Source organism: Crossiella sp. CA198, assembly GCF_052078295.1.
Classification (GTDB): domain Bacteria; phylum Actinomycetota; class Actinomycetes; order Mycobacteriales; family Pseudonocardiaceae; genus Crossiella.
On sequence record NZ_JBQJIM010000020.1, the window covers coordinates 140817 to 162960 of the forward strand.

Sequence of the window (22144 nt, forward strand, 5' to 3'; positions counted from 1 at the left end):
CAGTCAAGTCGTGTGGAGGAGAAACCGTGGCCCACCAGTTGCCGCCGCTGCGCTGTTCCCGCTGTGCCACCGAGTTCCCGGTGGACAGCCTGGTCTGGCTCTGCCCGTGCGGCGGTGTCCTGGACGTCGCCGACTTCGGCGCCAAGCTGCCCAGCCGGGCCGAACTGGCCACCCGCCCCGCCACCCTGTGGCGCTACGCCGAATCCCTGCCGGTCCCGGAGCTGGCCGAGGTGAGCCTGGGCGAGGGCATGACCCCGGTGGTCCCGGCGGTCGGCCTGCCCGAGGCCAGGGTGAAGCTGGAATACCTGTCCCCAACCCTGTCCTTCAAGGACCGCGGTGCGGTCATGCTCGCCACCCTGGCCCACCTGCTCGGCGTCCGCCGCCTGATCGCCGACAGCAGCGGCAACGCGGGCACGGCGTTGTCCGCCTACGCTGCCCGCATCGGCGTCCCGTGCGAGATCTACGTGCCCGCGAGCACCTCACCCGGCAAACTCGGCCAGATGCGCGCCCACGGCGCCAACGTCCACCTGATCGAGGGTAACCGCGAGGACGCCGCCCGCGCCGCCAAACTCGCCGCCGAGGCCCCCGACGCCAGCTACGCGAGTCACATGTTCCACCCGTACTTCCTGCACGGCACCAAGACCTTCGCCTTCGAGCTGTGGGAACAAGGAATGCCGGACACCGTCGTCCTCCCAGTAGGCCACGGCACCCTCCTGCTGGGCGCCTACCTCGGCTTCCGCGAACTCCTCGCCCAGGGCCTGATCCCCAAGCTCCCCACCATCATCGGCGTCCAGTCCGCCAACTGCGCCCCCCTGGCCACCGCGGCCGACGCGGGCACCCCCGGCCCCGCCACCATCACCCCGGTCCCCACCAAGGCCGAGGGCATCGCCATCGCCGAACCCGCCCGCGGCGAAGCCATCCTGGCCGCGGTGGCCGACACCGGCGGCACCATCCTGGGCGTCACCGACGACCAGGTCCTCAAGGCCCGCACCGAACTGGCCGCAGCCGGCTTCTACGTCGAACCCACCTCAGCCGTCTGCTGGGCCGCCATCACCGCCGCCCGCGCCGCAACCGCCCCCACCACCCCATCCTGGACCACCGCAACCCCCCACCTGACCACCCCAAACCTCACCCTCGCCCTCTCCGGCGCAGGCCTAAAATCCCCCAACTAACCCCACCCCACCCCGCCCCCAACCCCGCCCGCAACGGCCAACACACCGTCCACAACGGCCAACACGCCGGGGAAGTCCTTCTCCCGGCGTGTTGGCCGTTGTCGTACCGAGTGTTGGCCGTTGTTGTACGGGGTGTTGGCCGTTGTGGGGCGGGGTCAGGGGGTCAGTTGGGGCAGGATCGCGGTTTCGGGGGCTGGGTCGTAGGTGAAGTCGTGGGCTTTGGCGACCTCGCGGGCCAGTTCGGCGAAAAGCACCCCGGTCGCATGGGCGGCCCGCCGCGCGTCCGCCGCGGCAAACCCGCCGAAGGTCGCGGGCAACCGGTCCCACACCCCGGGTGCGGCCCAGTCCCGCATCCGGGTGCCGCCGTGCCACACGTCCAGGTCCGCCCCGCGCACCGCCTGGGCATGCCACTCGACCAGGGTCTGCAGCAGTTCCTTGGTCGTCCAGTCCCGGGACTTCACCACCCACAGCTCCCCGCGAGCCAGGTACCGCGGCAGGTGCGCGATCTCGAACCAGAACTCCGCGCACAGTTCCTGGAAGTCCGGCTCGGTCACGGCTTCCGGCCGCGGCCGGCCAGTGGGCGCGGGCAACCGCGCGGCCAGTCCGTCCGGGTCGTAGAGCACCTCGTACCCGCGTTCGTGCAGCTCGTCGAGTCCCCCGGCCAACTCATCCAGCAGCGACAACGGCACCACCTGGAAGTCGGCCTTGACGCCGTCGGCGAACAGCACCAACCGGGCCGGGTTGTCCCACGGTCCGTCGAGGCCGACACTGACCAGCACCGGCCCGAGTTCGGCCGGCCAGTCCGCGGCGTCGGCGTAGGACTCGGGATCGGTGCTGAACAGCTCGATGTCGTGGTCGGAGAAGGCATCCGCGGTGCCGTCCCGTCGCGCCCGTGAGCCGGTGCGCAGCACCAGCCGGATATCCGCCCTGCCCGCCGCCCACCCGGCGAGCCCCGCTTCGGTGATCACAAAGCCACGCTACCCGCGCCCCGGTGACAGCGACCTTCGCGTCTCTACCGACCGGTCGGTAGAGACGCGGTAACCCGGAATGGTGACATTGCCCAGGCCCGCGGATTCGACCCACCGGCTACGGGGTAGTCGCGCCGAAACCACGGGGAGGTGCCGATCATGGGGCGACACCGGTTGAACGAGCACGATGACCAGCAGTGGAGCGCCGCCACGCTCACCAACGGACGAGAGGAGGCGGCGGTGCCCGAGCCGGTGGAGAGCCAGGCCGCGGGGCAGGACTGAGACGGGCGGAGCAGGCAGACTGTCCCGGTGGACATTCTTGCCGGGGTTGTCGCAGCGGTGCCCAGCCTCACCGGGGTGCTGTCGGGGGTGCGGCCCGACGGGCGTCGCGAGGAGCGCGCCTTCACCCAGGCGATCCGGGCCGAGCTGGTCAGCGGGTCCCGGCGATGACCGGGGTGGTGGTGGCCGGGGGCGGTCCCGGCGGCATGGTGCTCGCCTATCTGCTGGGCCGCGCCGGAGTGCCGGTGACCCTGCTGGAGGCCCAGCCCGACTTCGACCGCGACTTCCGCGGTGACTCCCTGCACCCTTACACCCTGGAACTCCTGGACACCCTCGGCCTGGCCGAGGACCTGCTCCGCCTGCCGCACCACCCGGCCCGCAGCTTCCGCTTCCACACCCCGCACGGCACCATCACCGCCGCCGACTACCGCGGCCTGGACTCCCCATTCCCTTACGTGGCACTGATGCCGCAGGTCCGCTTCCTGGATTTCCTCGCCGGCAAGGCACAATCCCTGCCTAGCTGCCAGATCCGGATGGCCGCCAAGGTGATCGGCCTGCTCCGCGAGGGCGAGACGGTCACCGGCGTTCGCTACCGGGACGAGCACGGCGAACACGACCTGCCAGCCACCGTGGTCATCGGCGCCGACGGCCGCTTCTCCCGCCTGCGCCGCCTGGCCGAGTTGCCGGTGGAATCCCTGGGCGCCAGCAGCGATTTGCTCTGGTTCCGCCTGCCCCGGCACCCGGCGGATCCACCGGAGGCCGACGTCGACCTGTACTTCGGCCGCGACCACTACGTCGCGCTGCTCGGCGGCGTCGCTGACTGGCAGATCGGCTACACCCTGCCCAAAGGCGGCTTCCCGGCGGCGAAACAGGCAGGCGTGACCCCCATCCAGGACTTCATCCACCGGCACGTCCCCTGGCTGTCCGACCGCGTCACCCGGCTGACCGGCTTCGATCAGATCACCCTGCTGTCCCTGGACATCGCCCGCGCCCCGCGCTGGCATCGCCCGGGTGTGGTGCTGCTCGGCGACGCCGCCCACGTCATCTCCCCGGTGGGCGGCAACGGAATCCTGATGGCCGTCCAAGACGCGGTCGAAGCCGCCAACCAGCTGATCCCCGCACTGCGCGCCGGTGATCTCACCGAGTCCACCCTCGCCGCGATCCAAGCCGCCAGAGAACCCGCCATCGTCCAGGTGCAGGCGGACCAGACCCGCATCGAACGCCGGGTGGCCACCGCCCGTGAACAGGGCAAGAACCTCGCACCGCCCTCGTTCCTGCGCCTGCTCACCGCCCTGCCCTGGATCCGCACCCGCTCCGCCCGCCGCAACGCCTACGGTCCATGTCCACCCCGGCTGGACACCACCCTGCTGGACCGCTGACCTATTTGCCGCCGACCCCGGCAGCGCGAGGACGAAAGACTGACCCTTCGGGCAGCCATGGCCGGACTTTGGTACCAGAACCGTTGCCAGCACACGATTACCGGCCATACTCGGTTCCACACGGACCACCATTCCGCCGGGCGACGCGACGACCTCACCCCGACGAATTCGTCGCTGTCGAGACCCACCCGGCACGCAAGCGGGGTCGGCGGCACCACCCCCCAACCGCCGACCCCGCCCAGCTTCGCCCGGAGCAACCGGATCAACGCCGCCGCCGACCGGCCGTTCGGTTGGCGCGCAGGACAAACCGGTCACCGCGCGGCCTGCCCGCCCGCCGCGCCGCTGCTCCGGCACGCGGAATGTCCTCACTCGGGCCGCTACCGCCGCTCGCGCAATGCCTTCGCCTGCGCCACCAGCACCGGCATCCCCAACGCAGTCGCCTCCACCTCAGCCAGCCGCGCCTGCTCCAGTCCAGCGGAATCCCCACCCGCCGACAACATCGCCGCGTAATCCACTCGCGCCCTGGCCAGCCATGGCCGCGCGCCCATCCGCCGAGCCTGGTCCACAGTGGACTGGAAGTGCGACTCGGCTTCCTCCGGCCGATCCGTCAGTACCGCCAGGTTCGCCAGCGCGTGCGACACCAGGCCCAGCGGACACCCCGCGGAAGTGGCGACCAGACCCGCGTACGGACGCAGGGTCTCGGCGAGGGTGGGGGCGTGTTCGGCCGCGCCGGTGAGGTGGGCCACCTCGGCCAGGAGCAGGGTCACCGGCATGCCGACGGTGGTGTCGATCAGGGGTTTGGCGCCGTCGGCGAGCAGGCGGTCGAGCAGGGCCCTGGCCTCCACGTGATGGCCGAGGTGGGCGCGCAGCCACACCGTGACGCAGCGCAGCGCCGGGGACAGCATGGGCACCGCACTCACCAGGGTGACGTAGGCGTCGGTGGCGGTGTGTGCCGTGGCCTGGTCGCCGCGGTCCAGGGCCAGGCGGGCCAGGTGGTGCTGGAAGGAGGCTTCGGCCAGGGGGTGGCCGGCCTGGCGGCCGTGTACCAGGGCCTGGCGGGTCAGCGCCTCGGCTTCGGCGAAGTCGCCGTCGGCGTGCCGGATCGTGGCCGCGCACAGCCGCTGGTAGTACAGCCACAGCGGATGCCGCAGCCGTTCGGCCAGCGCGCCGGTGACCGCCAGCCCGGACTCCATGGCGTTGCGCTCGCCGAGGTCCAGATTGGCCAGCAGGCACCACAGATGCGCCTCCATGGCGACCAGGTCGGCGCCGGCCCGCTCGGCCGCGGCCGCCGCCTCGGTGGCGATCACCAGCCGCTCCCGCGCGTTGTGCGGCGACCACATGGCCTGGTGGTACACGGCGAGCACCTCGGCCAGGGTGGCCTGACCGCTCAGCCCGTCGGGCGAGCCTGGACTCGGCGGAGTGCCTGAGCTCGCGGTGCGGCCCAGGGGAGCCCGATTGCCCGTGCTGGCCGACCTGTCCAGTCCGGCGGGATTGCCCGTGCTGGTCGAACTGCTCAGCCCGGCGGGATTGCCCGAACCGGTCGAACTGCTCAGCCCGGCCGGAGTGCCCGAACCGGTTGACTCGCTCAGCCCGGCCGGATTGCCCGAGCTGGTGGTGCTCAGCCCAGCCGGTCCGCCCGGTCCGCCCGAGCCACCCTGTCCAGCCGCCTCGCCCTGCCTGGCTGCGCGGCCGCGCCCGCCAGGGCTGCCGCTGTCCTGGCTGGCCGAGCCACCCCACCGGCCAGGGTTATCCTGCCTGGCGGAGCTGTCCAGCCCGCCGGGGCTGGCCCGTCCGCCGGAGCTGCCCCGCTCACCTGCGTTGCGCTGCCCTCCTCCGTTGTCCAGCTCGCCCTGCCTGCCCGGTCCGCCCAGCCTGCCCTGCCCACCCGGGTCGCCCAGCGGCGCGGGATCGCACAGCCTGCGGGCCATGGCCAGTGCCTGCCCGGCCACCACCCCCCGGCGTTCCCAGCTGGTCTCCGCCGGGTCCAGCTCCTTGGCCAGCCGCGCCAGTACCCGGGCGCGCAGCTCGCCGTCGCCTGGCGGCAGCCCGTCCAGGGCCAGCTCCAGGCGCCGGACCAGGCGGGGTTCGTGCAGCGCGAGCTGGTTGCCCACGCAGCAGCCCAGCGCGGCCCGAGCCGCGGTCTCGCCGTCCTGGACCGTGCGAGCCAGCTCGAACGCCTGCTCGTATCCGGCCACCGCTGCGGTGAGCGTGCCCGAGTACGAGCGTGCCTCCGCGAGCGCCAGCAGGATCCGGGCGCGCCGGACCCGGTCGCGGTCGTCCTCGCCCAACAGGTCCAGGGCCCGTTGGAAACTGACGGCCGCGTCCTCGTAGGCCAGCGCCCGGAGTGCGGCGCGGCCCGCGCGGACCCGGTGCACGGCGGCCTCGTCCGGCCGGTCGCCCAGGGTGAGGTGCTCGGCGAGCCGGCTGGACGCCTCATCGGCGCGGGCGCACGCGGCGATCGCCGTGGCGGCCCGGCGATGCAACGCGGCTCGCTCCGGTGCGGGGATCCGGTCGGCCACCGCTTCCCGTAGCAGGCTGTGCGGAAAGCGTAGCACCTGCTCCTCTTGAGTGCCAATCAGGCCGCGGCGGAGGGGTTCGGCCAGGCGGGACCACACCTGCGGTGGGTCGATCCCGGCCAGTTCGGCCAGCTCGGCGACCTCCACCGACAGTCCCAGCACCGCCGCCTGGCACAGCAGTTCCACCGTCTCCCTCGGCAGTTCGGCCAGCCGCAACGCGGTCACCTGCCGCACCCCCGAGGGCACCGCGGTCAGCGCCACCGGGGCCGCGGTGTGCCGCAGCAACCGGGCCACCTCGGTGGCCAGGAACGGATTCCCGCCGCAGCGCTCATGCACCGCGGCCACCAGCGCGGGCTCCGGCTCCGCCCCGGTGACCTGCCCCAGCAGCGACCCGGTCGCGCCCACGTCCAGCCCGCCCAGCTCGATCCGGGTGCCCAGCCGGGCCAGTTCGCCCTCGGGCGCCTCCCGGCAGGTCCCGATCACCAGCAGTGAGGCCGAACGCAACTGCGGCGCCAGGAACTCCAGACAGCGCACCGTGCCCTCATCGGCCCAGTGCAGGTCGTCGAGCACCACCAGCGTCGGCACCCCATCGGCGGTCAGCAGTCCGGTCAGATCGTCGAAGAGCCGGTACCGCGCGTACTCATCCGGCCGCGCCGAGGCGGGCAGCGGCCGCAGCCACGGGTGCTCCCCGCCGGTGCCCAGCTCGCCGTGGTGCTGGCGCAACACCTGGATCCACGGCCAGAACGCCGGTCCGCCACTGGCGCCCCAGCGGGTCCGGAACCCACGCGCGGACGCGCTCGCGCTGACCTGTTCGGCCAGCGCGGTCTTGCCGATCCCCGCCTCACCGGTGAGCAAGGCCAGTCCGCCCCGCCCGGCCGCGGCCTGGTCCAGCGCGGCGGCCAGCTCGGCCTCGGGCAGCTCCCGGCCGAGAAGTGTCCGCATCCCGCCCCCTTGATCCAACTCCAGCATCCCCGGTGTCACGGTGGCACCGCAACGCGCCGGAACGCAGGGCGGCCCCCAGGTCCGCCCACCCGGTCGTTGACACCGCCCGGCCCTCGGCCCAGGTCGGCCGGGGTACCGGGCTCGACTCGGTCGGGTGGTCACCGTGGCCGCTGCGCAAACCCCTGGTCACGCGCGCCTACCGACCGTTCGGTAGTTGCCAGTATTCCGCATCAGGCCGTGGCGGCCCTGCTCGGCGTGACCTTGCTGAGCCCACCCGGCACGCGGCGCCCCTCCCCACCGTTCGGAGGGGCGCCGCGCTGTGCGGAGCTAGTTCATGTTGGCCCGGTACAACCGTTCCGCGGTCGCGCCGAAGACCACGCCGATCGCGGTCGCCCCGGCCCCGGCCGAGTGGTTGGCCCACAGGTACCCCAGCCCGGTCGGCGTGCTCGACCCGGTGATGTACCCGCCACCGCTGCTGCCGCCCTCGGTGTCACAGGCGGTGCGCACGCTGGACCCGCTGAGCTGGGTCGGCTGGTTGCAGTAGGTCAGGTCCCGTCCGGTCCAGATCCGCGCCGCCGGGTAACCCCACACCGTGGTGCGCCCGCCGACCGGCCCGGTGAACCGGATCCCGTTGGCGCCCACCACATCCTCCAGGTTCTGCCCGCCGACCTGGCCGACCACCGCCAGCGCGTGGTCGTTGCCGCTGGTGGCCACCTTGCGCGCGGGCCAGCGCCCGTACGGCGCGTCCCCGCTGCCCGCGGAGTTGTAGGCGGGCACGAACATCACGTTGGTGGTGCCGGACAGGCAGTGCGCGGCCGACCACACCACGCTCTTGTTCGGCGCGGTGACCACGCTCGCCGAACACCAGCTGTTCCGGCCGCTCTTGGTCCAGAACACCTTGCCGTGCACCCGAACGCCGGGCGCGGTGTAGGGCCGGGGGGCCTTGGTCAGTTCGGCCAGGACCCCGGCGGCCGGGTCGCCGAGGGCCGGTTCGCCGGTGTCCGGCGAGGTGGCGGTGGCCATCCGGTCCGGCGTCCAGTAGCCGAGGATGTCCGACGGCGTGCCGTTCGCGGCGGGGCCGGGCGCGAGCAGCGCCGCCGCGAGCAGTGCGCCGAGCAGGGTTGTCGATCGTGTGACCATGACGAACTCCTTACTGGGCAAGGGCGAGTTCGCCTCGGTGGTATCAGCGCGGATCCGCCGCGGCCGGGCCGTTGGCGGCTATCCGGCACGGCGGTGGCGCAAAGTTCCGGACCGGCAGGACTTCTAACATTCGGCTGACACCGGGTCGAACCGGCACGCCGTCGTCGTTATGGTGACGCCCCATGTCACGCTCTCGGGCCGCCGCGGCTCTGAGGATCACGAGACCTGGGTGAGTTCGCCCGCGCGTTGCCGCCTGCGGTCCCGCCGGTCCCAGAAGCTGAGCATCGGCGTGGCCATCATCGTGGTCACCAGTGCGACCACCACCAGCGCGCTGAACAGTTCCTTGGTGACGATTCCGGCGGCCAGCCCCACGTTGATCGCGATGAGCTGCATCAGTCCGCGCGCGTTCATCAGCGTGCCGACCCGCACCGCCACCGCCGGTTCCTCTCCGGTGAGCCGGGCGGCCAGCCAGCAGGCGCCGAACTTGCCCGCCACCGCGGCCAGCACGCAGGCCAGGGTGAACAGCAGCAGATCAGTGTGGAAGAGCAGGCCGAAGTCGGTGTTGAGGCCGGAGTAGGTGAAGAACAGCGGCAGCAGCACCGCGCCGACCGGGCGCAGGGTGTGCACGGCCTGGTCCACCGCCTCGGATCTGGGGAAGACCACACCGAGGCTGAACGCGCCGAAGACCGCGTACAGGCCGATCACATCGGTGTACCAGGCGGCCAGGAACAGCGCGATCACCAATACCAGCACCAGATTCTCCGCTGTGACCCGGCCGGCCAGCGCGGCCACCCGGTTGCTGCCGCGGGCCAGCAGGGTCAGGATCAGCACCAGGCCGAGGGTGCCGCCGATGGCCACCGCGAACGGTCCGGCGCTGCCCCCGGCGATGCTGAGCACCCCGGCCAGCAGCACCCAGGCCACCGCGTCGTCCAGCGCGCCGGAGGCCATCGCGATGGAGCCGAACCGGGAGCCGGTCAGGCCGCGTTCGGTGATGATGCGGGCCAGCATGGGAAAGGCGGTGATGGACAGCGCAACGCCGACGAACAACGCGGACACCGTCAGCGACACGTTGTCCGGGAACACATCCACCAGTCCGTCGGCCACCACGGTCAGTCCGATGCCCAGCAGCAGCGGCGCGAGCACCCCGGCCAGCGAGATGGCCGTGGCCGAGCGGGCCACCGCGCGCAGCCGGTCCACCCGGAACTCATAGCCTGCCTGGAACATGAACACCACCAGGCCGATCTGCCCCACCACGTAGAGCACCGGCCGTAGCTGCTGCGGGAACAGCGCGGCCTCGGCGGCGGGCGCGATCAGGCCCAGCACCGACGGGCCCAGCACGACACCGGCGACCATCTCGCCGACCACCGGCGGCTGGCCGAGCGCGCGCAGCGCCCAGCCGACCAGCCGGCAGGTCACCAGGATGACCACCACCGCGAGGAAGAACGCCGGGGCTAACTCGGTGTTGGACATGGGTTTCCGTCCTTCGCTGAGAGAAACCTAGTGGTGTGCCGGGCAACCCTGCTCGGTGTGGGTGTCGAAGTACCTGCCCGCCAGGCGTTGCCGCCGGGCGTCCAGGACCATCACGGTGCCCAGCACGAGCTGGACCAGGCTGCGGGACACGTCCTCGCAGCGGTCCCGCACTCGCAGGAAGATCCGGACGGCTGGCAGGTTCCGGGGCCGGGCGCCGTGCCGGATCAGCAGACAGGGTGCGCGGTTGGGCAGCGGTCGGGTGTGGCTGACCGGGGAGTCCAGACTGAAGCGCCGCAACACTTCCCGGCTCACCGCGCGCATGACCAACGGGGAGAGTCGCCAGGCAGGGCAGGGCCGGTTCGCCGCGATGCCGAACGGGATGTGGTGCTGCGGGCGGGTGGTGCGGTCGGTCCAGCGCTCCGGGTCGAAGACCTCCGGACGTGGGCAGCCGGTGGCCTGGTAGTCGGGATAACTGAAGCACAGCACGCTGCCGCGCGGGTAGGTCGGACCGTTGTCGAGTTCGAGGTCCGCGGTGGTGATCCGGTGTGCGATGCCGAACAGCGGGTACAGCCGGAAGGTCTCGTCCAGCACCTGGTTGAAGTAGCGGCCGTCCGCTGGCTGCTCGGTCAGTCGTTGGCGCACCGGCGGATGCTGGGCCAGGGCGAGGAGTAGATGCGCCATGGCTTCGGAGGTTTGCACCACCGCGGTGTTGAAGAAGGTGCCCTGCAGGTAGTGTGCGGTGTCCAGTGTAGACAGTCCACTCGGGAGTTCGTGCGCGATGTCGCCGTCGCGGACCCGGCGGTGCAGGTAGCGGGTGAGCCGGGCGCGGCGTTCCGGGTGACGCAATCCAGTGCATTTCAACGCGGTCACCACGTCGTCGGCGTGCCCGATGATCAGGTCGCGGGCCGCGCGCGGGCAGGGTTCGCGGAAAACCAGTTCGTAGAAGAACTCCGCCCACACCGGCATCATCAGGTCCCGCAACCGGACCAGGGTGATCTCGCCGGGCGCCAGTTCGTCGAGCACCTTTCCGGCGCAGCGGGCGGCCAGCGCGGTCAGCTCCTCGCTGGTGCCTGCCAGGATCCGCGCGGTGGCGGCGGCGACCTCGTCGTAGCGGGGGCCGGGTTCCAGGTGTTCCTGGTGGATTTCCGGGCCGGGCGCGAGCCAGTACCAGAACAGGTCGGACAAGCCGGCGCCCTTGCTGCGGCCGGTCGCAGCCGGGTGCGCGTAGACCTCCTGGAACCGTTCCGGGCCGACCTCGGCGTTCGGGAAGGTCACCGCGGCATCGCCGTTGACCAGGGTGAAGACCTTGCCGCGTAACGCGGTCACTCGCTTGGGCAGCCAGTGCGGCGCGGTCAGCACCGCCGCCACGGCCAGCCAGCGCAACGGTTTCAGCACCGGCACCCCCTCGGCACCACCAGGTCCGCGGACAGCTCGGCCGGGCGGCTCGCCCCGCACAGGGCAAGCACGTGATCCAGTTCGGTCCGGATCAGATCGAGTACCTGGCGCACACCGGATTCCCCGGCCGCGGCCAGCCCCCACAGCACCGGGCGGCCCAGGCCGACCGCGGTCGCGCCCAGGGCCAGGGCGATCACCGCGTCGCTGCCGCGGCGCACCCCGCCGTCCAGCAGCACCGGGATCTCGCCGTCCACAGTGGACACAATGGGGGGCAGGGCCTCGATGGTGGCCTGGGCGGCGTCGAGCTGGCGGCCGCCGTGGTTGGACACGATGATCCCGTCCAGCCCGGCCTCCACGGCCAGCCGGGCGTCCGCCGGGTGCAGGATTCCCTTGAGCAGCAACGGCAACCGGGTCAGCGCGCGCAACCTGGCCAGATGCGCCCAGGAGAAGTCGGCGGACATGTCGATGTCCCGCGGACCGCCCGGCAGGTCCTGCATGTTCGCCGTGGTCAACCCGGCGGGCAGCTCATGGAAACCGTTGCGCTGATCGCGTTCCCGCCGCCCGAACACCGGCGAGTCCACGGTGATCACCAGCGCCGTGCAGCCCGCCGCCTCCGCGCGCCGCACCAGGTGCTCGGTGACCGCCGGATCCCGTTGCAGGTACAGCTGGAACCACACCGCGGCGGCCGGATCCACCGTCCTGGCCGCCGCCACCACCTCGCCGATGGCCACCGTGGCGGCCATGCTGGAGATCAGCACCGCCCCGGCCGCGGCGGTGGCCCGCGCGGTGGCCAGTTCGCCGTCAGGGTGGGCGAGGCGGTGGAAGGCGGTCGGCGCCACGAACACCGGCAGCGCCGCCCGTGCCCCGGGCAGCACGCTGCGCAGATCGCGGATGTCGTTGCCGCGCAACACCCTGGGCCGTAGGGCGAGGCGGGCGAAGGCGCGTTCGTTCTCCGCGAGCGCGACCTCCGCGCCCGCCCCACCGGCGAAGAAGTCGTAGTGCACCGGGTCCAGGCGCTGGCGTGCCCGCTCGTGCAGTCCGGCCAGCGACTCGATCACGGCATGCCCACCTGGGCCGGGGCGAGCTGACGGCGCAGGAACTCACGCAGCGGGGCCCGGTGCACCGCCTCGCTGTCCCACTCGTTCTCCAGGTTCTCCGTGATGTGGTGCTCGGCGAGCAGTTCCCCGGCCCGGAAATGGCGCACGACCGGGTGCAGGTAGCGCGCGTCCAGACCGCTGGTGTCCTGCTGCGACATCCGGTCGATCTTGATGTCGAACGGGTCCACCTGATCGTGGTCCAGCCCGTATTCCAGGGTCACGCTCAGGTAGGAGTCGACCGGGCCGAACTCGCCGCCGGCCACCGCGGTGTGCAGGTGCGCCACCGGCACCTCCTCGGCGAAGCGCAACCTACCGTCCGGTCGGATGAGCACCGCGTCCCCGAGGAAACCGAAGAGCTGCCACAGCGCCGAGGTGCGGTTGACCCGCTCGATGATCGCGTCGGTGGCCGCCTCGGTGGTGGGGGAGAGGTCGTGACTGGGCCAGGGCCGCTCGTGGTGACGCTGCTCCAGGATGCGGTGCAGGGCGCGCACGCCGTAGCGGAAGCCGTGGATGAACCCGCTGGTGGACTTCTTGAAGTCGCGGACCTGGGTGATCGTGCCCGCGAAGTGCAGGCCGGGCACGTTCACCGACTCCCAGGCGTCGGTCTGCGCCGGGAAACGATCGGAAATGGTCAGTTCTGGCCGGCATTCCTGATCAAAAATCGAGGCGTCGAACCGGAAGCCGGTCGCCAGGATCACCCGGTCATAGGAAATTTCCTTGACCACCTCGTTCACCCTGACAAAGCCCACCCGTACCAGGAACTTCTCCCCGTCGCGCCGAATGCTGACAATGCGGCCGTCCAGCAGCGCGTTCTGGGATTTGAGCTGGTAGGTGTCCAGGAAGTTGTTGTTCACCGCCCGCAGGTGCCCGACGAAGTGGGTCTGCCAGGCGAACCGCAGTGGCCGCGGCCCGGCCAGGTGGATCACCGCGGCGGTCTCGATCAGGCTGTCCGCGGTCTCGAACGCGGAGTTCCCGCGACCGATGATCAGCACCTTCTGGCCCACGAAATCCGCCGGATCGGTGGACACCTCGCCGTAGGGCTCGGCCAGTTCGACCCCGTCGATGTCGGCCGGGATGTGCGGGCGGGACACCCCGGTGGCCATGATGATCCGCTCGGCCCGATAGGTGTTGCCGTCACTGTCGGTGGCGACGAAGCCGTCAGGCCGGCTGATCCGGGTGATCCGGGTGTTGTGCCTGATCCGGAGCTTGTGCTCGGTGGCGAAGTCGGCCAGGTAGCGGACCATGTCCTCGGCGTCGGGGAAGTAGCGCGGGGTGTAGCCGGTGAACAGCGGGGAGAACTCGGTGGTGAGCAGCGAGTTCCAGTCGGTGCGTAGCCGAAGCTCCGGGTCGTCCCAGCCGGTGTGCACCTTGTTGATGGAGATCAGCTTCCGGTGCCGGGGGAAGCGGGCGAAGAACGCGCCGGGCGCCGCGCCGCCCTCGACGATCAGGTAGTCGCGTCCCGCCTGCTCCAGGAAATACCCCATCTGGAGCCCGGCCGGGCCGCCGCCCACCACCAGGTATTCCACCGAACGCTCTTCGGTCATCTGATTTCTCCACATCCGTGAACAAGATGACGTGCCGATCCTTTAATAGTCAACAACACCACCATATCGGCACCAGGTGATCTGGTTCACAGTCTAAAGTAGGTGGCGAAATAAATGGGATCAAGTTACGGAGTGGGCCGATTGGCCCTAATTTCCTGTCGACATTCTGTCGGCTATCGGTAGGTGCGGCCCGCGGTGGTAGGTGTCGGCTCATGCGCAGCGGTGTGTACCCCCAGTCCCTGCTGGACGCGCTGGCCGGCGCGCCCGGCGCGCCCGCGTTCGAGCACGGCTCCCGGGTGCTTACCCGCGCCGAACTGCTCGACCTGGTCGGCCGGTTCCGCGGTGGCCTGCGGGCCGCCGGTCTCGGCCGGGGCAGCGGGCTCGGGGTGTCCACCGCCGTCACTCCCGATGCCTTCGCCCTGCACCTGGCCGCGCTGACCCTCGGTTGCCGGGTGCTGGGTCTGCGCCCCGGCCTGAGTGCGGGCCAGCTTCCGGCCGCGCTGGCCGGTCTGGACGCGCTGGTCCTCGACCACACCACCGACACGCCAGACCTACGGACCGCTGCCGGTGCCACCCAGTTCCTGTGCCTGGGACCGGACCTGCTCGGCGGCTACGAGGAACCGGTGGCCACCGGCGATCCGGCGGAGGTCGCGCTGCTCATCCTCACCAGCGGCAGCACCGGCACACCCAAGCGCGCCGCCCTGACCTACGGCGCGCTGACCACCCAGTGGTCGTGGAATCCCGAGACCTGGACGGCCCCCGCGATCCGGCTGGCCGAGGCATTCCGCAGGTTCCTGCTGTTCGGCACGCTGAGCAGCGCGGTCATGCAGGAGTTCCTCGGGCTGTGCCTGTGCTCTGGTGGCACCGCGGTGATCCCGCAGGGGCTGCCTGACTTCCCCGCTGTGATCGAGGACCTGCGGATCACCGCCAGCATGCTCACCGTCCCGCGCCTGCACCACGTCCTGGACACCTTGCGCAGCAAGGACGTCGACCTCAGCACGCTGCGCGCGCTGATCATCTCCGGGTCACCGCTGGCCCCGCACCGGCTGACCGAGGCATACCAACGCATCGGGCCCGCGATCCACCAGGCCTACGGCCAGACCGAGATCGGCCTGCTGACCTTGCTGACTCCCACCGACGTCGCCGCCCACCCGGATACCATCCGATCGGTAGGCAGGCCCTACCCGGCAGTCACCCTGGAGATCCGCGACCCCGAGCACAACCCGGTCCCGGCCGGCACCTCCGGCGAGATCTGGGTCAAGGCCGCCTACCAGACGGTCGGCTACTGGAACGACTCCGCGCAAAGCAGGGAGATCCTCCAGGACGGCTGGCTCCGCACCCGTGATCTGGGCCGCCTGGATGAGAACGGCTACCTGTACCTGACCGGCCGGGCCCGGGATGTGGTGATCGTCAACGCGATCATCCACTACGCGGGCGCGATCGAGCAGGCACTGGCGAGCCATCCGGACGTGGATCAGGCATATGTGGTGGGGGCGCCGGACGAGCGGACGGGGGAGGCTGCGCACGCGTTCGTGGTGCCGGTGCGGGGGCGGGTGCCGGACCTGGCCTCGTTGCGGGCGCGGGTGGCGGCGGAGCTGGGGGCGGCCGCGGTGCCGGCGACCATCTCGGTGCGGGAGTCGGTGCCGGTGGCGGCCAGTGGCAAGCCGGACAAGCGGGCATTGCTGACGGAGTTGCCCAGGCACTGAGCGGCGACGGATCGCGTCCCTACCGCCCGGTCGGGCGGTGTGCGGAAACCGGCTGTGCGGGCATGAAGCCGCCCGGCATGATCCCGGGGTGCAGCGAATCGAGCGGCCGCTGGCCCAGGCAGTGGTCCGCTGGCTGACCGCCGAAGAGGGTGGCCGCCGGAGCGGGCCGCCGACCGCGACCGTCTACCGGTCCACCGCGTCCTTCCAGCCGGGCCGCGACCCGCTGGACCAGCTCCGGCCGCCGACCGAGGCGCACACGGTGTTGCTGCGGGAGACCGAGTGCCTACCGGATGGTCGGCGCCGCTGCCTGGTCGGCTTCATCGCCCCGGACCTCCTGCAGCCGCACCTGCACGCGGGGGTCCGGATGCTGGTGCTGGAAGGCCCGCGGACCGTGGCCATCGCGGACATCGAGATCGTCCTGGACTAGCGGTTCCGTTGTGCCGCAGGCTGTCTAGCCGGGGTGGACACGGATGATCCCACCTGGCGACGCAGGTGGGATCCAGTGACGTGCGATGGCCGGGTCAGTCGATCAGGGCTCGGAGTTCTTCCAGGCTCATGGTCAGGGTGTCCTCCATGGGCGTAGGCGCCGGGGCGGAGGGGTTGGACTGGGGGTCGGAAACAGGCTGTGACATGGCGAGCACTTTATGACGTTCGCGGCGTCGGCGGAACCGGCTGCCCGGATGGTGTGACAGACGAGATCATCACCGTTTCCAAACAGGTTCCACATACCGGTCGGCGAGCATCCCCCGACATGACGAACTTCGAGTTCCGGGGGCGGTCGCGGACCGTGGCCATCGCCCTGCTTGCCTTGGGCGCGAGCCTGATCAGCCCGGTCGCCACCGCCGCGCCGGGGGACGTGCTGGTGCGGGATCTCGCCCAGTCCGCCGCCGAACAACAGGCCGTGCGCGACTACTGGACGCCGGAGCGGATCGCCCGCCTGGAAGTCGGTGATCCGGGGCCGGGCGGGCCGCCGGAGAACGGGCCGGACGGGGCGAGCGTCGCCCCTGGCACCGCCCTCGACCGAACGGTCGGTCGGCTCTTCTTCGTCGGGCGTGGCGAGGACTCCAGCTGCACCGCCACCCTGGTGCGTTCGGCCAACCGCGGCACCCTGGTCACCGGCGGGCACTGCGTGCACTCCGCGGACCTGCTCGGCCGGGACCCGCAGTGGCACGAGAAGGTGTTGTGGGCGCCCGGATTCCGGGACAACACCATGCCCAACGGCGCGTTCGTGGCCCGGAGTCTCCTCGTCCACCGCACCTGGCGCGAGGACGACCAGCAAAGCAACTTCGACCAGGCCTTCGTGGTGCTCGGGCCGGATGCCCAGGGGCGCAAGGCCGAGGACGGGGTGATCGCGCAGAACCTGGCGATCGGGCTGCCGGGCGGGCTGTCCGCGACCGAGTTCGGGTACCCGCGGGCCGCGCGCAAGCCGGGGCACCAGGGACGGCCGGAGTTCACCGGGATGCGCCTGGCCCGGTGCTGGGGCACACCGCGACGCGATCTCGGTAGCGCCGAATGGCCCTCCTCGCCGGACATGTGGGGCGTTGGCTGCGATATGGGCGGCGGGGCCAGTGGCGGGCCGCGGATCGCCCTGCTCAACGACAAGCTCGGGCTGGGCGCCGTGGTCGGCGTCAACACCCAGGGCGGCTACCTCGACGGCAAGGGCAACAGGTGTGAGTCGCCGAAGCCGGGGCAACAGCCAGCGCCCGGGTGCGCGCGGTTCCTGACCGGGCCGCAGTTCACCCCGGAGATCACCGGCAAGCTCTACGCCAGTGCGTCCCAGCGCTGATCAAGGCGGGTTTCCGCCGCCCTGGTAACGCGTGCCGTGTCCCGTGTCCCGCGAGGCACGGTTTCGCGCCGGGTGTTGACAGCGAGGCCGCCCGCTCCCAAGAATGCGTTTTCCGCGATCCTATACGATCCATGGAGAACGGCGGGAGCTGCGAGTGGCGACGGTGTGCAGGGCGGCGGCGTTCCTGGTCGAGCTTGAGGTGGAGCGGGTGCGCACCGACGCGGTGCAGGCGTTCCGGGCCCAGGAGACCGTGTTCGTGGAGATCACCACCGAGGACGGCGCGGTCGGGCTGGGTTACAGCTACACCATCGGCACCGGCGGCTCCGCGGTGCTCGCCCTGTTGCGCGATCACCTGTTGCCGCAGCTGGAAGGCGTGGACACCCGGCTGATCGAGTCGTTGTGGCAGCAGCTGTTCGCCTCCACCCGGGCCACCACGGTCGGCGCGATCACCTCGCTCGCCCTGGCCGCGGTGGACACCGCGCTGTGGGACCTGCGCTGCCTGCGGGCCGGAGAACCGTTGTGGCGCTTGGCCGGTGGCTTCCGCTCCCGGGTGCCCGCCTACGACACCGAGGGCGGCTGGCTGCACCTGAGTCCGGACGAGCTGGTCGCCGGAGCGGTCGCGGCGGTCGCGGCCGGGTGGCGCGGGGTCAAGGTCAAGGTGGGCAAGCCCAACGCGGCCGAGGACCTGGCGAGGTTGCGGGCGGTGCGGGCCGCGGTCGGGCCGGAGTTCGCGCTGATGGTGGACGCCAACCAGTCGATGACCGCGGCCGAGGCGATCCGGCGGGCCCGGCTCTTCGAGCAGGTGGACCTGAGCTGGCTGGAGGAACCGCTCCCCGCCGACGACCTGGCCGGGCATGAGCGACTGGCCGCCGCGACCAGCATCCCGATCGCGGTGGGCGAATCGCTGTACTCGATCGCCCAGTTCCGCGAGTACCTGCAGCGCGGCGCGGCCGGGATCGTGCAGGTGGACGTGGCCCGGATCGGCGGGATCACCCCGTGGCTCAAGGTGGCGCACCTGGCCGAGGCGTTCAACGTGGCCGTGTGCCCGCACTTCCTGATGGAACTGCACGTGAGCCTGGCCGCGGCGGTGCCCAATGGCCGCTACGTCGAGCACATCCCGCAGCTGCGGGCGATCACCACGGCGGAGCTGACCATTGTGGACGGTCACGCGGTCGCGCCGGAGACCCCCGGCCTGGGCATCGCCTGGGACCGGGATGCCATGGACGATCTGCGGATCGCCTGACCTAGCGCGGCGAAAGGGCTAGGACATGGGAGTCGGTCGGTTACGGGCCGCGGCGATGCTCACCACGGGCACGCTGACCCTGGCGCTGCTCCAGCCGGTCACCGCAACGCGGCGCCTGCGGAGTCCACAGTGGACACTTCGGCGGGCAAGGTCGCGCAGAAGCCGTACCTGGGTTGGAGCAGCTGGAGTTTGCAGGCCACCAAGTATCCCGGGGTCAACCCGACCGGTCCGGCGAGCTGGCTCACCGAGCAGAACGTGCTGGCCCAGGCCGATGTTGTGGCCGCGAAGCTGCGCAAGCACGGCTATGAGTACGTGAACGTGGACGCCGGGTGGGCCGGCGGGTTCGACGAGTACCGTCGGCCTCTGGCCCATCCGAAGACCTTCCCGCGCGGCATCAAGTTCCTCGGGGATTACCTGCACCGCAAGGGTCTCACGATGGGCTCCTACCTAGCGGTCGGCCTCGATCCGGCGGCCTACCGGCCGATGGAGTTCCTCATCTCCTGGGCGCTGACCCACACCAAAGCCGCCGAGTGGAAGCGATACACCACTGGCTGGCGGATCGACACCGATGTCGAGTGCTACTGCGAGACCCTGGTGAAGTGGGACCAGTCGGTGCGGCAGCGCTGGACCGATGTGGTGCAGTGGATCGACGACGCCGGGCCAGAGCACTCCAAACTGGACAGTTACGGTCTCTCGCTGATCACCAACGACGAGGTGATCGCGGTCAACCAGGCCGGGAAACCGGCTCGCCCGGTGAGTCAGGCCAGTGATCAGCAGGTCTGGTCCGCGCGCAACGACGACGGCAGTCACACGGTCGCGCTGTTCAACCTCGGCTCGGTCCCGGCCACCGTGCGCGCGGACTGGCGAGATCTCGGTTTCACCGGCGAGGCAAGGGTGCGCGACCTTTGGAGCCACCGGGAACTCGGCCGCGCCGCCGGGTTCCCGGCCTTGCTGCCCGCACACGGTTCCCGGCTGCTGCGGGTCACGCCGCCAGACCGTGGTGATCGCCCGACGATCCCCACGATCATCCGCGGCACCGGGAATGCCAGACCACCGCCGGCGCCAGTGGCAGCTTCTTCCCGTCGATTCCGGCCGCCATGGACGCCAGCGCCAAGACCATGGCCTCCCAAGGAGTGGACCTGTCGGTGTTCACCGAGGCGATGAAGACCGGCGTGCTCTACCCCTCGGTCGTCTACGGCAACGGCGCGGCCATCCAGGCCGCTGTGGAACCCTTGTTCGAGGCGTACTTCTCCGGCACCCGTGATGACGATGTGTTCGCGGAAATGGCGCGGAAGAGCAAGGATCTGCTGGCGAAGAAGTGATCGAGCTGCGGAGGAAGGGGCCCGATGCCCAGGTGTGACGGGGAGATCGTCCAGTTGCGTGCTGCCGGGGTCGGCGTGCTGCTGGACCTGCGCGGTGACCTGCCGGTGCTGCTGCACTGGGGCGCCGACCTCGGCGAGCTGAGCGCGACCGGACTGGCCGCGCTGGCGAGCACCGCGACGCCCGCCGTGCTCAACAACGCGCCGGACCTGCCGCGCACGCTCACCGTGTGGCCCACCGAGGCCGACGGCTGGTCCGGCACCCCCGGGCACCAGGGCCACCGGGCCGGTCGCCGCACCACCCCGCGGTTACGGCTCACCGAGGCCGACCTGGACGGAACCGCGCTGGTCATGCGGCTGACCGACCAGGTCTCCGAACTTGACGTCGAGCTGCATTACCACCTCGACGCCGCCGGGGTGCTGTCCGTGCGCAGCGTCCTTACCGACCGTTCGGTAGGGGAGCCGTACGACCTGGCCGGGGTCAGCACGCTGCTGCCGCTGCCCCGGCGGGCCGGTGAGCTGCTCGACTTCACCGGCAAGTGGTGCCGCGAGCGCTCCCCGCAGCGCACCCCGTTCAACTACGGCAGCCACCTGCGCGAGGTCCGGCGCGGCAAGCCCGGGCTTGACTCGCCGCACCTGCTGCTGGCCGGGACCCCGGGCTTCGACTTCGGCACCGGCGAGGTGTGGGGCGTGCACGTGGCCTGGAGCGGCAACCAGCGCTACCTCGCCGAGCAGCTGCCCGAGGGCGCCGGGGCACACGCCGCGGTGCTCGGCGGCGGCGAGCTGCTGACCCCCGGCGAGGTCCGGCTGGCCTCCGGTGAGGTGTACGAAAGTCCAGAATGCCTGTTCATTTTCTCGAATGCGGGCCTGGACGGGATCGCGGAGCGTGTCCACACCCGGCTGCGGGCCAGGGCAACGCACCCGGCGAACCCGCGCCCGCTGGTGCTCAACACCTGGGAGGCCGTCTACTTCGACCACGAACTGGACCGGCTGCGCGGCCTGGCCGACGCCGCGGCCAAGGTCGGGGTCGAGCGCCTGGTCCTGGACGACGGCTGGTTCGGCAGTCGCCGCGACGACACCCGCGGCCTCGGCGACTGGTACGTCTCGGAGGACATGTGGCCGCAGGGTCTCGGCCCGCTGGTCGAGCACGTGCGCGGCCTCGGCCTGCAGTTCGGGCTGTGGGTCGAACCCGAGATGATCAACCTGGACTCCGACCTGGCCCGCGCGCACCCGGACTGGCTGCTCGGCCCCAGCGTCGGCCTCGGCGCGCCCTCCCGGCACCAGTACGTGCTCAACATCGCCCACCCCGAGGCCTACCGGCACATCCTGGGCAGGCTGATCGCGCTGGTCGGGGAGTACCGGATCGACTACCTCAAGTGGGACCACAACCGGGAACTGCACGAGGCCGTGCACCGCGATCCGGCAGGCGACCGACCGGCCGGTAGGGCGCAGACGCTGGCGCTGTACCGGATGCTGGACGAGCTGAAGGCCCGCTTCCCCGCACTGGAGATCGAGAGCTGCGCGGGCGGCGGCGGCCGGGTGGACCTGGGCATCCTGGCCCGCACCGACCGGGTGTGGGGCTCGGACTGCAACGACCCGGTGGAACGTCAGCAGATCCAGCGCTGGACCGCCCAGCTCATCCCGCCGGAGCTGATCGGCGCGCACGTCGGCGACCGGCACAGCCACACCACTGGCCGGGACACCGACGACTCCTTCCGCTTCGCCACCGCGTTGTTCGGGCACGCCGGCATCGAAGCCGACCTGACCAAGCTGTCCGCCGATCAGCTCGCCAAGTTCACCGCCTGGGCCGGGCTGTACCGCGAGTTCCGCCCGCTGCTGCACAGTGGCCGGGTCGTGCGCGCGGACCTGGAGGGCGAGGTCACCCTGCTGCACGGCGTGGTCGGCCCGGACTCGGCGCTGTTCTGCTGGGCCCGCCTGGCCAGCTCGGTGGAAGGTCAGTCCGGGCGGGTGCGCTTCCCCGGACTCGACGCCACGGCCGACTACCGGGTGCGGATCCGGACCGAGCTGGGCCTACCGACCGGTCGGCAGGTAGCCGCGCCGGGGTGGATCACCGACGCGCAGCGGGACTGGGTGCGGCTGCCCGGTGCGATCCTGACCACCGCCGGTGTGCCGTTGCCGACTTTGGACCCGCAACAGGCCATGCTGATCGAATTCCGGCGGGAGTGAA

19 protein-coding genes are annotated in these 22144 nt (G+C 71.3%); 12 read left to right on the top strand and 7 right to left on the bottom strand.

Annotated features, from left to right (window positions below; translation table 11 throughout):
* The first annotated feature begins 26 nt into the window (after nucleotides 1–26).
* The gene (locus ACTOWY_RS31125; RefSeq protein ID WP_441313173.1) at nucleotides 27–1172 is read left to right on the top strand and encodes a threonine synthase; all 1146 of its coding nucleotides are present in this window, start codon (nucleotides 27–29) and stop codon (nucleotides 1170–1172) included.
* 155 nt (nucleotides 1173–1327) lie between these two features.
* Here ACTOWY_RS31125 and ACTOWY_RS31130 read toward each other — a convergent pair whose 3' ends face one another.
* On the bottom strand, nucleotides 1328–2140 hold the full coding sequence (locus ACTOWY_RS31130) for an aminoglycoside 6-adenylyltransferase (RefSeq protein WP_441313174.1): 813 nt from the start codon (nucleotides 2138–2140) through the stop codon (nucleotides 1328–1330).
* A gap of 159 nt (nucleotides 2141–2299) precedes the next feature.
* Here ACTOWY_RS31130 and ACTOWY_RS31135 point away from each other — a divergent pair, with 159 nt between their 5' ends.
* Genes ACTOWY_RS31135 through ACTOWY_RS31145 form a run of 3 tightly spaced genes read left to right on the top strand, consistent with a single transcriptional unit; the run spans nucleotide 2300 to nucleotide 3798 of the window.
* Nucleotides 2300–2422, top strand: coding sequence for a hypothetical protein (locus ACTOWY_RS31135; RefSeq protein WP_441313175.1), 123 nt, complete (start codon nucleotides 2300–2302; stop codon nucleotides 2420–2422).
* A gap of 27 nt (nucleotides 2423–2449) precedes the next feature.
* The gene (locus tag ACTOWY_RS31140) at nucleotides 2450–2590 is read left to right on the top strand and encodes a hypothetical protein (RefSeq protein WP_441313176.1); all 141 of its coding nucleotides are present in this window, start codon (nucleotides 2450–2452) and stop codon (nucleotides 2588–2590) included.
* Nucleotides 2587–3798 carry an FAD-dependent oxidoreductase gene (locus ACTOWY_RS31145; protein WP_441313177.1) on the top strand — a complete coding sequence of 404 codons (1212 nt, stop codon included), beginning with the start codon at nucleotides 2587–2589 and terminating at the stop codon, nucleotides 3796–3798. Before ACTOWY_RS31140 ends, ACTOWY_RS31145 begins: the two co-directional genes overlap by 4 nt.
* Nucleotides 3799–4175: 377 nt before the next feature.
* Here the strand turns inward: ACTOWY_RS31145 and ACTOWY_RS31150 are convergent, their stop codons facing one another.
* Together ACTOWY_RS31150 and ACTOWY_RS31155 are read right to left on the bottom strand one after the other, a co-directional pair.
* On the bottom strand, nucleotides 4176–7256 hold the full coding sequence (locus tag ACTOWY_RS31150) for an ATP-binding protein (RefSeq protein ID WP_441313178.1): 3081 nt from the start codon (nucleotides 7254–7256) through the stop codon (nucleotides 4176–4178).
* A 327-nt stretch (nucleotides 7257–7583) separates the two neighbouring features.
* Nucleotides 7584–8396, bottom strand: a complete 813-nt coding sequence (locus tag ACTOWY_RS31155; RefSeq protein ID WP_441313179.1) for a trypsin-like serine peptidase — start codon at nucleotides 8394–8396, stop codon at nucleotides 7584–7586.
* Between ACTOWY_RS31155 and ACTOWY_RS31160 the strand changes: the two genes are divergently transcribed.
* Nucleotides 8395–8523: a hypothetical protein gene (locus ACTOWY_RS31160; RefSeq protein ID WP_441313180.1), complete on the top strand. Its 129-nt coding sequence runs from the start codon at nucleotides 8395–8397 to the stop codon at nucleotides 8521–8523. The genes ACTOWY_RS31155 and ACTOWY_RS31160 overlap by 2 nt on opposite strands.
* 89 nt (nucleotides 8524–8612) lie before the next feature.
* Here the strand turns inward: ACTOWY_RS31160 and ACTOWY_RS31165 are convergent, their stop codons facing one another.
* From ACTOWY_RS31165 to ACTOWY_RS31180, 4 genes are read right to left on the bottom strand one after another with little or no spacing between them, the layout of a single operon-like run.
* Nucleotides 8613–9866: a cation:proton antiporter gene (locus tag ACTOWY_RS31165; protein WP_441313181.1), complete on the bottom strand. Its 1254-nt coding sequence runs from the start codon at nucleotides 9864–9866 to the stop codon at nucleotides 8613–8615.
* 27 nt (nucleotides 9867–9893) lie between these two features.
* Nucleotides 9894–11261 (bottom strand): cytochrome P450, encoded by a 1368-nt coding sequence (locus ACTOWY_RS31170; protein WP_441313182.1) that lies wholly within the window; start codon nucleotides 11259–11261, stop codon nucleotides 9894–9896.
* Nucleotides 11255–12319 carry an alpha-hydroxy acid oxidase gene (locus ACTOWY_RS31175; protein WP_441313183.1) on the bottom strand — a complete coding sequence of 355 codons (1065 nt, stop codon included), beginning with the start codon at nucleotides 12317–12319 and terminating at the stop codon, nucleotides 11255–11257. The genes ACTOWY_RS31170 and ACTOWY_RS31175 overlap by 7 nt, the downstream gene beginning before the upstream one ends.
* A complete protein-coding gene (locus tag ACTOWY_RS31180; protein ID WP_441313184.1) occupies nucleotides 12316–13902 on the bottom strand; it encodes an NAD(P)-binding domain-containing protein in 1587 nt (528 codons plus the stop codon). The genes ACTOWY_RS31175 and ACTOWY_RS31180 overlap by 4 nt, the downstream gene beginning before the upstream one ends.
* Nucleotides 13903–14114: 212 nt before the next feature.
* On the opposite strand from ACTOWY_RS31180, the gene ACTOWY_RS31185 reads away from it, so the two are divergent.
* The 7 genes from ACTOWY_RS31185 (at nucleotide 14115) to ACTOWY_RS31215 (ending at nucleotide 22143) form a co-directional block, all read left to right on the top strand.
* Nucleotides 14115–15608 carry a class I adenylate-forming enzyme family protein gene (locus ACTOWY_RS31185; RefSeq protein ID WP_441313185.1) on the top strand — a complete coding sequence of 498 codons (1494 nt, stop codon included), beginning with the start codon at nucleotides 14115–14117 and terminating at the stop codon, nucleotides 15606–15608.
* Nucleotides 15609–15696: 88 nt separating this feature from the next.
* Entirely contained in the window at nucleotides 15697–16035 is a 339-nt protein-coding gene (locus ACTOWY_RS31190) for a hypothetical protein (protein WP_441313186.1), read from the top strand.
* Nucleotides 16036–16359: 324 nt separating this feature from the next.
* Nucleotides 16360–17394 (top strand): trypsin-like serine peptidase, encoded by a 1035-nt coding sequence (locus ACTOWY_RS31195; protein WP_441313187.1) that lies wholly within the window; start codon nucleotides 16360–16362, stop codon nucleotides 17392–17394.
* Between the two features lie 154 nt (nucleotides 17395–17548).
* Entirely contained in the window at nucleotides 17549–18637 is a 1089-nt protein-coding gene (locus ACTOWY_RS31200) for a mandelate racemase/muconate lactonizing enzyme family protein (RefSeq protein WP_441313188.1), read from the top strand.
* A 129-nt stretch (nucleotides 18638–18766) separates the two neighbouring features.
* Nucleotides 18767–19801: an alpha-galactosidase gene (locus tag ACTOWY_RS31205; RefSeq protein ID WP_441313189.1), complete on the top strand. Its 1035-nt coding sequence runs from the start codon at nucleotides 18767–18769 to the stop codon at nucleotides 19799–19801.
* A complete protein-coding gene (locus ACTOWY_RS31210) occupies nucleotides 19783–19959 on the top strand; it encodes a hypothetical protein (protein WP_441313190.1) in 177 nt (58 codons plus the stop codon). Before ACTOWY_RS31205 ends, ACTOWY_RS31210 begins: the two co-directional genes overlap by 19 nt.
* A 24-nt stretch (nucleotides 19960–19983) precedes the next feature.
* Complete coding sequence (locus tag ACTOWY_RS31215; RefSeq protein WP_441313191.1) at nucleotides 19984–22143, top strand: alpha-galactosidase; 2160 nt, start codon at nucleotides 19984–19986, stop codon at nucleotides 22141–22143.
* The last annotated feature ends 1 nt before the right edge of the window (nucleotide 22144 follow it).

Coding starts and splice junctions, on each gene's coding strand:
- ACTOWY_RS31135 (WP_441313175.1), top strand. CDS start 2,300: ATGGGGCGACACCGGTTGAACGAGCACGATGACCAGCAGTGGAGCGCC.
- ACTOWY_RS31145 (WP_441313177.1), top strand. CDS start 2,587: ATGACCGGGGTGGTGGTGGCCGGGGGCGGTCCCGGCGGCATGGTGCTC.
- ACTOWY_RS31150 (WP_441313178.1), bottom strand. CDS start 7,256: ATGCGGACACTTCTCGGCCGGGAGCTGCCCGAGGCCGAGCTGGCCGCC.
- ACTOWY_RS31160 (WP_441313180.1), top strand. CDS start 8,395: ATGACGAACTCCTTACTGGGCAAGGGCGAGTTCGCCTCGGTGGTATCA.
- ACTOWY_RS31155 (WP_441313179.1), bottom strand. CDS start 8,396: ATGGTCACACGATCGACAACCCTGCTCGGCGCACTGCTCGCGGCGGCG.
- ACTOWY_RS31165 (WP_441313181.1), bottom strand. CDS start 9,866: ATGTCCAACACCGAGTTAGCCCCGGCGTTCTTCCTCGCGGTGGTGGTC.
- ACTOWY_RS31180 (WP_441313184.1), bottom strand. CDS start 13,902: ATGACCGAAGAGCGTTCGGTGGAATACCTGGTGGTGGGCGGCGGCCCG.
- ACTOWY_RS31185 (WP_441313185.1), top strand. CDS start 14,115: ATGCGCAGCGGTGTGTACCCCCAGTCCCTGCTGGACGCGCTGGCCGGC.
- ACTOWY_RS31195 (WP_441313187.1), top strand. CDS start 16,360: ATGACGAACTTCGAGTTCCGGGGGCGGTCGCGGACCGTGGCCATCGCC.
- ACTOWY_RS31215 (WP_441313191.1), top strand. CDS start 19,984: ATGCCCAGGTGTGACGGGGAGATCGTCCAGTTGCGTGCTGCCGGGGTC.